This is a genomic window from Chloroflexota bacterium (assembly GCA_026710945.1).
In the GTDB taxonomy this organism is placed as follows: domain Bacteria; phylum Chloroflexota; class UBA11872; order VXOZ01; family VXOZ01; genus VXOZ01.
On record JAPOQA010000035.1, the window covers coordinates 47,953 to 61,824 of the forward strand.

Sequence of the window (13,872 nt, forward strand, 5' to 3'; positions counted from 1 at the left end):
AGGTTGGATCGCTTTCACGGTTGGGCGAATCGCCAGCAGAAACTCGCTGCGCCCGCGTGGGATGAGCTGCGCTCGAACGTTTCATTTGCCTGCGGATGGGATAACTCCCCAGCGAGGATGCGGCTTGCCAGGAGCGACGCCCTATGAGAGTAAGTATAATACTTCGGCTAACCGGCTATGGGTGAGGATAGCATCGAACTGCGCGCACCCTTTACGGCAGTACTCCGCGAATTTCAAGACGAAGTGGTTGCTTTCGGGCACATGGTGGGCGTTGCCGTCAGCCAGGCGGAGGGCATCTGCAAAAACAATGTCATGCTGGATGATGAATCGCTCGTCAGGCCCCTGATCGACATTCCCCGTATGGCGGCGACAGCAAACGGTTTGCTGAGCCGCTCGCGTGAAGCCTCAGTGGAGCGCGACGTAGAGAAGGCCAAGCGTGTTTCGCATGAAGATGATGCGGTAGATGCCTTGCGCGATCAGATGGCGCGCGAATTCATTAGCTTCTTGATCGAGGACTCGTGCACGATGCAACGCGGGCTCTATCTGAGCCGGGTCTCCCACAACCTGGAGCGCACCGCCGAACGGGTGACCAACATCTGCGAGCGTGTGGACTGCATCGTCACCGGCGAAATGGAAGGGATCAACGCATCGATGTAATGCGTATCGAGCGCTGCGAGGGGAGCGCTAAACTCTTGCTCTCGTCCTAGTTGTCCTCGTCCTCGAGGTGCAATCGGGTGTTGCCGCGCTTGTCGGCGAGCACCCGGTTGTTCTCGTGAATAACGCCGATCCAGAGCTGTACCGGATCTTGCGGAAAGTTCTCATTCACGGTGATTGTGCCGGTTACCGCGGCGCTCTCGCCAGGCGCGAGGTCGCGACCCAGGCTCCAGCGAAACGGATAACCGATCCCGCTGCGGTTGAGTGAAAAGTCTACGCCCCAGCGCACGGTTCCGGCGGCCGCCGTGTACCCGAGCGAGGGGGCATCCTGGCCCCAGGCGTACGTGGCTGGACCCGGAGGCGCCGCACGCAATGTGACCGCTCCGACGTTCGTGACAATTGCGGAGACCGCTATCGTACCGCCGGGCGGTACGGTTTCAGGTGTGATCTCAAGTCCAGATACTTGTGCCTGCGGAACGCCCGTCTCGCCGATTTCAATGGTGTGGCGCTGCATGGTGCGGTTGCCTGCAGGATCCCAAATCGCGACTTCCACCTCCGCCCGGCCGGCAGGTAAACGGTCCACCGCCTGATTGAGACTGGGAGCGTGCCGCACCGATGGCGGCCACGACGTGCGCACCGTGCCGGGGGGTGCAGCGACATTGCGCACCAGCCATCGCGTTTCGTCGCCTGCAAAGAGGCGTACTGCCACGATCACGGGCTCGGCAACGGCGAAGCTAAGTGTCAGGCGGTCGTTTACACCGTCTTGGTTTGGTGAGAACACTGCCGGTGAGACCTGGAGGTCTTCGATCACTGGGGGTGACGTATCGGCGTTGGCGATCGCGAGCGGCTGTCGCTGTTCAACTGACGCACCTGAATGGGAGTCCTCCGCTGTGGCGACAACGGTGTATGCACCGTTGGGCAGCACGCGACCGTCAACGGCGCCCTGAAAGACAAAGGAATACGCGCCCGGCCCGCGTGCAACGCGGTCCCGCAAGACAGCCACCGTGCCATTGGCAGACTGCAACGCAAGCGAAACGGCTGCCTCGCGCGCGACTTGGTAATGAATGGTGACAGACCCCGAGCCGTCGGCCTGCAGCGAAGCCGGACTCACCTGGAGTTCGAGGAGCGGGCGTGAAGAGTCAGACGAAGCGCAAGCGACCAGGAGCAAGAGAAGGAGAAGGCACAAAACTTGCCGCAACCGGAGTCGTGCGAGAGATAGCAGCGCAGCCTGTCGTCCAGGGGGACTCATTGATGCAGGAGCACGTGCCCGGCGTGAAGCGAGTGCCGCGCCTAGACCGCGTCTTTGCTCAAGCGTGCGAGGAAGTCCGCATTTGATTTCGTGCGCTCCAGACGGTTGAGCATGGCTTCATAGCCTTCGGTATTGCCGAGGGCCGAGAGCATGCGGCGCAACGTGACTACTTTCCTGAGCATTTCAGACTCAAACAGCAATTCCTCGCGTCTGGTGCCGGAACGTGCAACGTCAATCGCCGGGTAGATGCGGCGCTCGGCAAATTTGCGGTCGAGCCGCAGTTCCATGTTGCCGGTGCCCTTAAATTCCTCGTAGATGACGTCGTCCATGCGGCTTTCCGTCTCAACCAGACACGTTGCAATCATCGTGAGGCTGCTACCATTGTCGACATTCCGGGCCGCGCCGTAGAACCGTTTCGGCGGATAGATCGCGGCGGGGTCGATACCGCCGGAGAGCGTCCTGCCGCTGGGCGGAATGGCCTGATTGTAGGCTCTCGTGAGGCGCGTGATAGAGTCTAGCAGCAGCATCACGTCCTGCCCGCCTTCCACCATCCGCTTTGCCCGCTCCAGTGCCAGTTCCGCGATACGGGTTTGATTCTCCGGAATCTCATCGAACGTAGAAGCGACGACCTCAGCACCCACACTGCGTTCCCAGTCCGTTACTTCCTCAGGTCGTTCACCGATGAGGACCACCATGACGTGCACGTCGGGGTAATTTGCCATGACGGCGTTCGCAATGCTCTGCAGGAGCATTGTTTTACCGGTCTTGGGCGGAGCAACGACCAATCCGCGCTGACCGCGGCCAATCGGCGAGACGAGATTAATGAGACGGCCCGTAATGCTGGGGGAAGCAGTCTCAAGGTTGAGGTGTTCATCGGGGAAAATTGCCGTTAAGTTCTCAAAGTGCGGACGGCGCTTGGCTTCTTCCGGATCGAGGTTATTGACGGTCTCGACCCGCAGCAGGCCGTAGTACTTCTCGCCTTCCTTCGGCGGACGCACTTGTCCTGCGATCATGTCTCCGGTACGCAGGCTCAAGCGGCGAATTTGCGTGGGGGCTACGTAGACATCCTCGGCCCAGCCGGTATTCCAATACCGATGAAGCCGCAGGAATCCATACCCATCGTCGATGGTTTCGAGGAGCCCGGTGCGGTAGAGATTGCCTTGTTCTTCGGATTGCGCCTGCAGGAGCCGGTTGACGAGTTCGTGCTTCTTGAGGACTGAGTAACCGCTAATTCCCAGTTCTCTCGCACGCTCTCGCAGTTCGGCCAATGGTTTGGCGTCTAAATCTGCGTATTGCACTCCGGGGTCGCTCCTTTGGTTGGTTGGATTGGATGTATGGTTCGTTCCATTACGTTGCATCCAATGGCGGGTAGAACGTTTGCGACGACGATTGCCACGTTTGCGAGAGGGTAGTACCGTTGACAGATGTGTCCTCCTTCAAAAGCAATACAACGAACCAGACCCATATAGAGCAATGCTGAATTCAACTAGTGCTGTACCCAGCATAGTAGGCGTGGTGCATTAAAACAGATACGACCTTCGCCTTTGGTGAGTTACCCTGCCGCGAGTTGTTTACGTGCGATGCGCCAAGTAATCCGTATCGAAAAGTGGAAGATAAAGAGACTACAAAGTCTCGAAATGTCTAGGCGCCGATAAGCAGTATTAGGTAACTGATGGGCTTGTGGAAAGAACAGAGTGACGAAGCAGGTGCTTCTATAGCTATTCTAACAGATTGTAGTGCGGGTATTTCGGAGGATTATATAGAGCTCGCGCTTCACAGTCAAGATTACCAAACGGTAGTATCCCTGTCAACCGACGAACTGGAAAAATCTGCAACAAAATGACCCACACGTGCGGGTAAGGAAGAGCGGCGGAAAAGTAGGAACCTGCTCTGCCGACTATGGCCCTGTCCCACGAGCGAAATCCAAGCACCCGTCGCTTATAGACTTGGCTAAGGAATCACAGTGTCAGCGGTCCAATTCTCCGCATACAGCCGGCGAAACCCCAGGTTCTGCTAATTTTCGCGGCGGTTAGTGAAACAGTCGCTGCAGTAGATGGGTCGGTCGTCCCGCGGCACAAAAGGCACGCGTGCGACGGTGCCACACTCTGCGCACACTCCTTCATGCATCTGACGCTCACCTTGGCGTTCCCGCCGCCGTGAGTTGCGGCAATCCTGACAGCGGCGCGGTTCGTGCATGAGGCCTTTTTCTTGATAGAATTCCTGTTCACCAGCAGTAAATACGAACGACTGGCTGCACTCCACGCAAACTATCGTGCGATCCTCGGGTGACACTGTGATCTTCTCCTTGCGTTGGGTCTCACCGCGCTTCGTCTCGCTTCAGGCCAAATCGTGTGGTAACGGTCAACTGCGTTTGCAGCACCACTTTCGCTCATCTCTCAAGCAATCACACCATACGCATGACATGAAATGATTGCCCAAGTATACGAGACTACTCGTATCTATGCAAGCTCGCTAAGTCAATAGATGCGCGCGTGCTTAACCCGGGCAGTTGCCTCGCTGCCATGACGTGCGGATACCTGAGACATAACGAGGCAATGCAGGCTGCTGGCAGGGAGGCATGTGCTATAGTAAGTGCGCCGGTGCGTTGTGTGGCGATAGCGACGAGCCCCTTGCTGAGCGATGCTGACGAACTCTTCTGTAGGCCCCCTCCCATCGCACGTCTTGAGTGCGGCAGGCAGGGCCGGTGGTATAGACCGACTTCTGCCTGCTCTTGTACTCGTTAAAGGTAGTTGCTGCCACCTTGTCGCGGCGATTCCTTCTTATAGCCACTCATGAGTCGCCGTGTCCTTGCGCTCATGCTGCCGGTGTACGTGCCCAGCTTTCTGCTGGCGTTTACACAGGGACTCTTGATCCCAACCTTGCCTTTGTATGCCACGACCTTTGGCGTGTCGTTCAGCTTGGTAAGCCTGGCGGTAGCGGCCCGCGGCATAGGCACGCTGGCCATGGATCTCCCGTCGGGCGTAATGCTGGAACGCCTGGGGAGCCGCAAGGTGATGTTGCTGGGTGTGGGAGTGGCATGTATTTGCCTGGCGCTCATGGGCCTCATCGAGAACTTCCACGTGCTTGTGCTGCTGCGGTTAATCGCCGGGGGCGGTGCGGCTATGTGGATGCTCTCCCGCATGGCCTTCATCTCAGAAGTCATCCCGGTAGAGGTGCGGGGGCGGGCCCTTTCGGCGTTTGGCGGTGTGAGCCGTATCGGCGTGTTTGCGAGCCCGGCAATTGGCGGATTCGTGGGAGCGAATCTTGGACTGCAAACGCCGTTCTTGCTGGCGGCGGCTTTGACCGGAGTGGCCCTCGTAATCACGCTCCTGTACGTGCCGGAGTCGCGTAAGCCGGTCGAAGCTGCGCATCGCCGCCCCCACTGGCGCACCATGGCGCAAATCGTGGGGACATACCGCCGTGACTTGCTGTCGGCGGGAAGCGCCCAGGTCCTCGCACAGATGATCCGCGCCGGACGCGATATCATCGTGCCTCTCTACGGCGGCACAGTACTTGGGCTGGACCCAACTGCTGTCGGCGTCATTATCACGGTGTCCGCGGCGATCGATATGTCTCTCTTTGGCATCGCCGGACTGCTGCAAGACCGCATGGGTCGCAAATGGGCATCGGTTCCCTCTATGATAATCCTGGGCGTGGGCATGGCCATGGTGCCCTTGGCCGGAGGGTACGGCGGATTGCTCGCGGCGGCTGCTATCATGGGCTTAGGCAACGGCCTCGGCTCCGGCACGATGATGACCCTGGGGAGCGATCTTGCGCCGCGCGATGCCATGGGTGAGTTTCTCGGCATGTGGCGGCTAATTGGCGACGGTGGGAATACCGGTGGACCGCTCGTCGTGGGCGCCGTGGCGGACCTTACAGGTCTCGGCCTTGCCGCTATTGTTCTGGCGGGCGTTGGCGCACTGGCGGCAAGTAACTTGGCGTGGTTTGTGCCGGAAACCCGAAACCAGCGCGAGCGGCGCGCCTTATCCTAACAACGCGGTCGGCGGGAGATCAAATGCGGGAGAGTCTTGGAGGACAGCAGTCGCCAAACACAAATCACGCATACTCAATCACGGACTCGATGTCGCCAAATTCCGGCAACTGCTGATGGCATAGCTGGTGACGTTCACATTGAAGACACAGTGTAGGGTTCTTGGAGATGTCATTTGACCTAAGTCTCTTTAGCGCCGGCTGGCTCCTTCTCCTGCTGGGAGCGCTCATTCACTTCGCGCTAACCGTAGCGACGTTGCTCGGCTTCGGACCCTATGGAAAGCGCCTGGCGCCCCGGCTGGGGGCAAGCGACGTACCGGAAGTGCACGCGTTTTCGCGCCACATTGCTTTGCACGTCTTCATCATGGGCGTGGCGTGGTGGGGGCTGGCTTATTGGGGCATCCGCGACGGCTATTGGTGGGCGTGGCTTGCGCTCTTGCTGATGGGTCTATCGCACTTTGCCGCGTTTGCATGGACCGAAACTCGCAGCGAGGGGAGTTGGCAACCGCCGGACTGGCGCTGGTGGGGACTGTTGGTGGGGTTTGTCGTCAGCATGATCCTGACTGTGCCGAGCTAACGCTTGGCGCGTGTGCACGTACCCGGGAATCCAGCCGGTTTCGCTAGAGTTGGGTAGCGGTAGCCAGCCAGGACCGATTCCGCTACAATGGCTTCAATCTGACGTGTGGTTAGGTAGTGTTGACATTTCAGGTCATTCCGAGCGCAGCGAGGAATCTATAGTGTAGCGCGAGGGCTTGTCCCCCGCTTGAGACAGCGTGCGCCGTGCGGAGTGGATGGCTTCCCGCTTTCGCGGGAATGGCGGGCCGGTTCTTGAAACAATCAAAACAACCTAGTGGCAAAGATAGCTTCCGGCTTGCGCCGGAATGACGGACTTGGCGGCTTGCGCCGCAATGACGGATGTGGCGGCTGGCGGCAACTGCCGGAGATACGGGAGAAGACTGATGGATTTACCGCTTGGCGCACCGATCTCTGCTGAAGGTGGAGAAGCGGTTGGCACGCTCGGTGGCATTACTATCGATCCACTTTCGCGTACGGTAAAGGCGATCGTGTTATTCCTCGATCAAGCCCTTGTCGTGCCGGCGGCGGTGGAGATTGAAGCCGTGCGGGAGGGGCGGGCAACCACCCCCTCTACGTCCGCCGAAGGCATTGTGCGCGTGCAGGTCCCGCTGTCATTCATACGCGGCGTTTCCGGCAAAGCGATAACTCTTGCGCTTACGCATGCTGACTTGTCCCAATCCTTGGAAGCGTATCCCGACGTCGACTCTATTGCGGGCATCCCGCTGGTGCTGCGAACCCGCGCCGACGGCAGCCTGGATACGGAAGCCGCCGCATTGCCTGATACATTCGTACCCGACGCCGAGCTCGATGGAAACACGTTTGTGCGGGATGTCTACGCCAAGATAGGGCACTGGGATGAGATGCGCGTGGACCCGTTTACGCACAAGCTCCAGAGCTTGAAGGTGGTCGACACGCTAACGAATGATAGAACAGAAAACCGCATCCCCGTGCACGCGCTGGGTAGCATCCACCGCCGCTTCATTACGGTAAAGCTGCCGCTCTTCTAAGTGCCTTGCCTTGAGATGGCGTTTGCCCTCGTATCAAGTAGGGGCATGATGTTGCGCCAAGAGGCGGGGGACGAGCCCCCGCGCTACGGCATGGTAGGGAAGAGGCGGGCGACGAATCCCAACGTCACGGCAAAGTAGCGCAAAACGGACGAAACGTCTGATGTTCGACCTCATCGCAGAACTAACGACAGCCCACTCTCCCGTAGGCAACGAGCGGGAGATAGACGCTGTACTCCGCAGACATCTTGATCCTCTGCCATGCGACGTTTGGCAAGATTCTGCCAATAACGTAATTGCCAAGATTGCGGGCGCAGCCAGCGACTGCCCGTTGATCCTGGACGCCCATAAAGATGAACTTGGCCTGATCATCAAGCGCATTGAAGACGACGGCAAGATACGAGTAGCTACCCTGGGCGGCACGTATCCCTGGAAGTACGGTGAGGGCCCCATGGACATTCTGGGGGACGCCGGCACGGTACCCGCTATACTTTGCTTTGGCGCCATGCACGTGACGGAAGAGAGCCCGATTCAGGCCGTGCGCTCTGGTGGGGGTCGGCAGCTCAAATGGTCGGATTGCCACCTGGATGCGAAACTCAGCAAGGACGAACTCTTGGAGCAGGGGGTGCATCCCGGCTGTAAGGCGGTCGTCTCGCGCGAGCGCAAGCACCCGGTACGCATTGGCGACTTCGTGGGCACGTATGCTTTGGACGACAAGGGCGCCGTGGCAATTCTCCTTTCTCTCGCCACACTGCTTGTGGGCAGTCCGCCGCCGCAAGACGTGTACCTGGTCTTCTCAAGCACGGAAGAAAACGCCGGCGGCGGCGGTCCGTTTGCGGCGCGTACCTTGCCGGGAGATACGTACATTGCGTTAGAGATTGCCCCGGTGGCTGACGAATACGGCCTGGAAGCCGGCGGCGCGCCGGTCTTGGTGTATAAAGACGCCTACAACGTATACGATGAGGGCATCCTGCGGCGCTTTGCCTCTCTGGCCAAGGAACTCGAACTAGATGTGCAACACGCTGCCTTGGAGTCCTATGGCACCAATGCTTCCATAGCCCGCAAGGTAGCGGCAATCGGCCGCATTGCGGCGTTGGCCTTCCCGTGCGAAAATACGCACGGCTTTGAACTGGTGCACCTTGACTCTCTCACCAATCTCACGACCTTGCTGCTCACGTTCGTCAATCGCTGGCCGGCGATTCTTCAGGACGAACCGGCGTCGCCCGACGCCTGAGCCAAGTCAGGCCAAGCGGAAAGCACCCCTTTCACCGCTTGCAGAGAGACTGCACCGCGACTTAGTACCTCGGCTCATTTGTGTTCCCTTGCCACCATAGGCTCGATTCCGACTTATAGAGCCGTAGCGCGGGGGCTTGTCCCCCGCATCTTGGTGTAAGGGAAGCAAAGCGCAATCAATTGGATTGCCTCTTTGGCAGGTGGGCGCAGGTTTGCACGTCTCCCGTGCGAACCGGTGCTACCGGGGAGTGTAGCGCTTCGCCTGAACACCTACATGTCCCAACAGTTTAGAATGAATCAGAGCCGTCTTCTTCCATGCGGTCGTGACATAGTGAGAAGCCTGTCTCCTAAGAGCAGTACGCCAATGCCTAAGTCCTCTCGGAGCATGACGCCTGTACAAGAGCAGTACTATCGCATCAAGCAGAACTACCCGGATGCGCTCCTCTTCTTTCGTCTCGGCGACTTCTATGAGCTTTTTGGGGATGATGCCAAGGTTGCCGCTGAGACCTTGCAGATTGTCCTCACCGCACGCGAATTCGGTAAGGGTCAGAAGATGCCGATGTGCGGCGTGCCCGCACATGCCGCGGAAACATACCTGGGACGACTGCTCGCGGCGGGACACCGCGTTGCGATTTGCGAACAGGTCTCTGAGCCCGGACACGGTCTGGTGGAGCGCGCCGTGGTGCGCGTCGCCACACCGGGCACGATTGTAGACCCGGACTTGCTTGCGGCCAAGCAGAATACCTACGTGGCGGCCGTCGTACACGATAAGAAGGGTGTAGGGCTGGCGTACGCCGACGTCAGCACGGGGGAGTTCGCCGCCACCGAGATCCGGGAAGATACCGATGCTGTCCTTGCCGCTGAATTGGGACGGCTGCAGCCGGCAGAGTGTGTGTTTCCCGAAGGCAAGACGCTGCAGCTGTCCTCCACGGCTCTCACCTCGTATGCATCATGGCACTTCGACTTGCAGGAAGCGACGAGCACCTTGCTGCGGGTACTTGCAGTTGCCGCGCTTGACGGCTTTGGCTGCGCCGACCTGCCATTGGCGTCCCGCGCCGCCGGTGGGCTCCTGGCGTATCTGGAGGAAACGCAAAAGTCATTCCTGGGCGGTCTGGACGGCCTGCGCACGTACTCCCTCGATTCCTTTATGGGTCTGGATCCCGCTACGCTGCGTAACCTGGAGATCTTGCGCAATAACCGCACGCAACAGGAAGAGGGCTCGCTGCTCGGTGTCCTAGATGAAACGCGCTCGGCAATCGGCGGTCGCCTGCTCCGCCAATGGCTTACCCAGCCCCTGGTGGATGTGCCTGCTATCGAGGGGCGTTTAGCGATTGTCGAGACGTTGACACGGGACCATGTCTTGTTGGAGCGGTTGCGGGAAAAACTGGGGAAACTCGCCGACGTCGAGCGGCTTGCCCATCGCGCTTTGCAGGGCCTGGCAACACCGCAGGATCTGGCACGCTTGGGCCGCTCGTTGGAAGTTGCAGCGGACATAGAGGGCTTGTTGAACGCATCTTCGGACCCTCCGATCCAAGCCCGCGCGGCTAGCGTCGATCCGGCGCCGGAAGTGGCGGCATTAATTGCTACTTCGATTGCAACGGAGCCGGGACAACCACCAATCAAGTCAGGGTATAGCAAAGAGTTGGATGAGTTGGTGCGGCGTACACAGGAGGCGTGGGCCTTCATCGCGAATCTCGAAGCAAAGGAGCGGCACGCCACCGGCATCAAGTCCCTTAAAGTTGGCCACAACAAGGTCTATGGCTATTACCTTGAAGTGAGCAAAGGTGCACTGCCCGACGTACCGGAGCGGTACATGCGCAAGCAGACCCTGACAACCGGCGAGCGGTATAGCACCACGGAATTACAGGATGCCGAGTCCCTCATGCTCAACGCGGAAGAAGAGCAGAGCGTGCTCGAGCAGCAGATATTTGCCGGCATCGTGAAGAGCGTAGCCGCGGAGGAGCGTCGGTTGCGGAGGTTGGCGCTCGCCCTGGCTGAGCTCGATGTCTTTGCCGCGTTTGCCAGGGTGGCTGCGCGCCGCAACTATGTGCGTCCGGTGTTGGATGAAGGTGACTGTATCGAGATTGTCGAGGGGCGCCATCCTGTAGTGGAGGCGACACTGGGAGGAGCGCCCTTTATCCCCAACGACGTGCGGCTGGATGCGGAGCAGCAAATCATCGTGCTCACCGGCCCGAACATGGCAGGGAAGTCGACGTACCTGCGACAGGTTGCCCTCACCGTTCTCATGGCGCAGATTGGCAGTTTTGTAGCTGCCCGGTCGGCGCACGTCGGCATCGTGGACCGCATCTTCACGCGCGTGGGCGCGCAGGACGAAATTGCCGCCGGCGCCAGCACGTTCATGGTAGAGATGACGGAGACGAGCTACATCCTCACTCACGCTACGCCGCGATCACTGGTGGTCTTCGACGAGGTAGGGCGCGGCACCAGCACGTACGATGGGCTGGCAATCGCCCGCGCCGTGCTGGAGTACTTGCACAATCACTCCGGCCTTAACTCCAAGACCCTGTTTGCCACCCACTTTCACGAGTTGGCTGAATTGGAGGGTACGCTGCCACGCGTAAAGAACTCCCGCGTGGACGTATTGGAAGAGCAAGGCAATGTAGTCTTTCTGCACAAAGTGGTACCCGGTGGCGCCGACCGTTCGTATGGCGTTAATGTTGCTAAGCTTGCCGGACTGCCCCGCCCGGTGCTGAGGCGCGCGGAGCAGGTGCTGCACGAACTTGAGGAGCGGCACTTGCGGGGTGAAGCGCCAGCCTTGATCGGATCGAATGGCGCCGATCAACTGCCACTCTTCAGCGGCCCTCATCCGGTGATTACGGAGCTGCAAGATCTTGACGTGGACGCCATGACCCCGTTGGAAGCGATCAGTACGCTCTACGAACTGAAGAAAAAAGCGCAAGACTAAGTTACAAGTGCGCTCATGGGCCCTAACCGTCAAGCAGCCTGCGCTCGGGGCCGGTCAACGCACCGTACGAGAAGCGGGCAACGCTAAGCGGTTGAACGAACACCCGGCGGCTGCCTGCCTATGGAGACCATTGCCAAACCCTCGCCGCAGCGAGAGAGTTCCCTCTCCCCGTGGAGAGCTTTGCGTAACTCTAACGATCACGGGGAATTGGGCTGGAACTATGAAGATTCGCCCTCACCCCGGCCCTCTCCCCCAGGAGAGGGTGTAGAGTACGGATCCGACTGAACTTGGAGTGGCTCCGGTCCACTCTCTTGAGGAGACCATCGCATAACCCTTACCTCAGCAAGGAAGTCCCCTCTTCCATTGAGAGACCACTGCATAACCCCTCACCTTTGAGGGGGAAGGATGAGATAGGGGTGAAATGACTTGACATCATGCTATCCTTAGGTGTAAAGGCGCTCTGGATTCCGGCGCAAGCCGGAATGACGGAGTTACGCAAAGGTCTCCTGAGGGAGAGGGTTAAAGCCTGCCCCGAACTTGATGCGGGGGTGAAGGGATCTTCTCTCTTATCGGCTTGAGTGTTGCAAAAGTCTCCCCAGGGAGAGGGGATAGTACACTTTCCACAGGACCCATCTAACGCAGGGGTCTCCTACGGTAGTGGAAACGCTGTGTTTCCGGTGAGACGGAAGAAGATGAATGTCTCGCCGCCGATGTGTGGGTTGAGAGATTCGTGCAAGCGCACCACTTGCGGTTCGTCCCGAGCAGCGTATTGCATTCTGCCATAGACGTCATATCCGACGAATCCCGGCGGCAACGTGAACTCCCGCGGCAGGCCGCGACGGTCATTCGCCCATACGAACCAGCCTTCCAGGTCACGTTCTTCATCGGGCGTGAGCGGGGGGCGCACAAAGTGCGCGACCGAAAGGCCATGCTCCGGGGTGCTGCTCAGTGACGCGCTGGCCCCGGCGAGCAGGTCTGTCACAAAGCGGAAAACCGTCAAGGCCGGTCGTGGGGTCATGTTGCCGATACTATCGTTGTACACCGTCAAGCCCTTCCTGCTTTCGTAGCCGCCGGTGCTAATTGTGTCAATAGCGCCAAAATAGAAGGCTTGCTTGGCGATGCTGGCGGTGGCGGCGGTGAGGAGTTGGGCTACGGCGCGTGACTGATCGTCCGGTGTAAGCCGTTGTTCACTTTCCGCATCCCGGCGCACGATGTTCCCGCCGCCAATCACGTCGCCATAGTGGCCGAGTTCGCCAATGATAATTGGCAGCCGCTGCTGGATTGCATGCGTTGTGGCGGCACTAATCTCATCAAGCCATGGCTGGAGGAGATTGGCGTGATCGTAAAAGTGCACCAATAGCGCATCCGGTAAGACGCCGCGCTTTTGAAGGATGCCAAGTACGCCCTGGAGGAATGGGCGATTGTCCTGCAGCGTGTGGTACGCCTCGCCGTACATGTGGACGCTCACCAGGGGATCGGCTCGCTTTACTGCGCGATGGCCCGTCACGAAACGGTCCACGTACCACTGAATTCTGTTCTGGCCTTCGACATGAATGTCGTGCAGGTTTTCCTCGTTGCCGATGATGATTGCGCTGGGCTGGAATTCGCGGACAAGATTGTCAAGGTAGCGCCCAAACGCATCGGCGCCGGTATCCTGGGGAATTGGCACCACGAGGTGCTTTTGCCAGCGTTCGAGCCGGGCTACTTCCCGGCGTAGGCCGAAGAGGTTCGCATCGGTAAGTCTGTAGAGAATGCCCGCGCGTCGTTGTTCCAAGAACGTTCCGGTAGTCGTGTCGGCGGCGAGCGCGCCCGTAACGATTCCTTCCGGCGCGAGCATACCTGGGTTTACGGTAATGCGGTGCGTGAGGCGGTAGGTCATTGCCGCCGCTGGTCGATTCGTTAGACCGAGCTTGATGAGTTCCTGTCCCTGTCCCAGTCCCAGCCGAAAGTTGCGATTGGATTGGTGAATGCAGCGATGCAACGCCAGCAACTCGAAGTCCTGGGTGGTCTGGGCAGAGTCAATTGATGCCACTGGGAGGGGACTCATGTACGTGCGCCTTCTCTGATGGCGAGGTTAGCGCCTTTGGGTGCGGCGAATGGGGAATGAACGTACCGGACTCGTGATTTGGCTAGGGAAGGAGAAAAGAGACGAGACAAGACCGGGGTTGCACTGCTTGTATTATACCCAAGTAACAACGAGGGTGGAAAGAGCATGGAGATGTGGAAGCCGTTGCGCTCCG

11 protein-coding genes are annotated in these 13,872 nt (G+C 59.1%); 7 read left to right on the forward strand and 4 right to left on the reverse strand.

Translation table 11 applies throughout. The features are described 5' to 3' along the window. Window positions 1-177: 177 nt before the first annotated feature. The gene (locus OXE05_07120) at window positions 178-657 is read left to right on the forward strand and encodes a phosphate uptake regulator PhoU (GenBank protein MCY4437089.1); all 480 of its coding nucleotides are present in this window, start codon (window positions 178-180) and stop codon (window positions 655-657) included. A gap of 46 nt (window positions 658-703) precedes the next feature. Here the strand turns inward: OXE05_07120 and OXE05_07125 are convergent, their stop codons facing one another. From OXE05_07125 to OXE05_07135, 3 genes are all read right to left on the reverse strand, one after another. Beyond that, window positions 704-1,765 carry a hypothetical protein gene (locus OXE05_07125; GenBank protein MCY4437090.1) on the reverse strand — a complete coding sequence of 354 codons (1,062 nt, stop codon included), beginning with the start codon at window positions 1,763-1,765 and terminating at the stop codon, window positions 704-706. A 179-nt stretch (window positions 1,766-1,944) separates the two neighbouring features. Further along, window positions 1,945-3,201, reverse strand: coding sequence for a transcription termination factor Rho (rho, locus tag OXE05_07130; protein ID MCY4437091.1), 1,257 nt, complete (start codon window positions 3,199-3,201; stop codon window positions 1,945-1,947). A gap of 715 nt (window positions 3,202-3,916) precedes the next feature. Next, entirely contained in the window at window positions 3,917-4,195 is a 279-nt protein-coding gene (locus tag OXE05_07135; protein ID MCY4437092.1) for a zinc-ribbon domain containing protein, read from the reverse strand. Between the two features lie 500 nt (window positions 4,196-4,695). Here OXE05_07135 and OXE05_07140 point away from each other — a divergent pair, with 500 nt between their 5' ends. The 6 genes from OXE05_07140 (at window position 4,696) to mutS (ending at window position 11,632) form a co-directional block, all read left to right on the forward strand. Further along, entirely contained in the window at window positions 4,696-5,895 is a 1,200-nt protein-coding gene (locus OXE05_07140) for an MFS transporter (protein MCY4437093.1), read from the forward strand. Between the two features lie 167 nt (window positions 5,896-6,062). Then, window positions 6,063-6,470 (forward strand): hypothetical protein, encoded by a 408-nt coding sequence (locus tag OXE05_07145; GenBank protein ID MCY4437094.1) that lies wholly within the window; start codon window positions 6,063-6,065, stop codon window positions 6,468-6,470. 273 nt (window positions 6,471-6,743) lie between these two features. After that, the gene (locus tag OXE05_07150) at window positions 6,744-6,887 is read left to right on the forward strand and encodes a hypothetical protein (GenBank protein ID MCY4437095.1); all 144 of its coding nucleotides are present in this window, start codon (window positions 6,744-6,746) and stop codon (window positions 6,885-6,887) included. Further along, window positions 6,853-7,476, forward strand: a complete 624-nt coding sequence (locus OXE05_07155) for a hypothetical protein (GenBank protein ID MCY4437096.1) — start codon at window positions 6,853-6,855, stop codon at window positions 7,474-7,476. Before OXE05_07150 ends, OXE05_07155 begins: the two co-directional genes overlap by 35 nt. A gap of 160 nt (window positions 7,477-7,636) precedes the next feature. Beyond that, on the forward strand, window positions 7,637-8,707 hold the full coding sequence (locus OXE05_07160; GenBank protein ID MCY4437097.1) for a M42 family peptidase: 1,071 nt from the start codon (window positions 7,637-7,639) through the stop codon (window positions 8,705-8,707). 363 nt (window positions 8,708-9,070) lie between these two features. Next, entirely contained in the window at window positions 9,071-11,632 is a 2,562-nt protein-coding gene (gene mutS, locus OXE05_07165) for a DNA mismatch repair protein MutS (GenBank protein MCY4437098.1), read from the forward strand. 649 nt (window positions 11,633-12,281) lie between these two features. Here mutS and OXE05_07170 read toward each other — a convergent pair. After that, window positions 12,282-13,679, reverse strand: a complete 1,398-nt coding sequence (locus OXE05_07170) for a hypothetical protein (GenBank protein MCY4437099.1) — start codon at window positions 13,677-13,679, stop codon at window positions 12,282-12,284. Window positions 13,680-13,872 lie beyond the last annotated feature (193 nt).

Coding starts and splice junctions, on each gene's coding strand:
- OXE05_07120 (MCY4437089.1), top strand. CDS start 178: ATGGGTGAGGATAGCATCGAACTGCGCGCACCCTTTACGGCAGTACTC.
- OXE05_07140 (MCY4437093.1), top strand. CDS start 4,696: ATGAGTCGCCGTGTCCTTGCGCTCATGCTGCCGGTGTACGTGCCCAGC.
- OXE05_07145 (MCY4437094.1), top strand. CDS start 6,063: ATGTCATTTGACCTAAGTCTCTTTAGCGCCGGCTGGCTCCTTCTCCTG.
- OXE05_07155 (MCY4437096.1), top strand. CDS start 6,853: ATGGATTTACCGCTTGGCGCACCGATCTCTGCTGAAGGTGGAGAAGCG.
- OXE05_07160 (MCY4437097.1), top strand. CDS start 7,637: ATGTTCGACCTCATCGCAGAACTAACGACAGCCCACTCTCCCGTAGGC.
- mutS (MCY4437098.1), top strand. CDS start 9,071: ATGCCTAAGTCCTCTCGGAGCATGACGCCTGTACAAGAGCAGTACTAT.
- OXE05_07170 (MCY4437099.1), bottom strand. CDS start 13,679: ATGAGTCCCCTCCCAGTGGCATCAATTGACTCTGCCCAGACCACCCAG.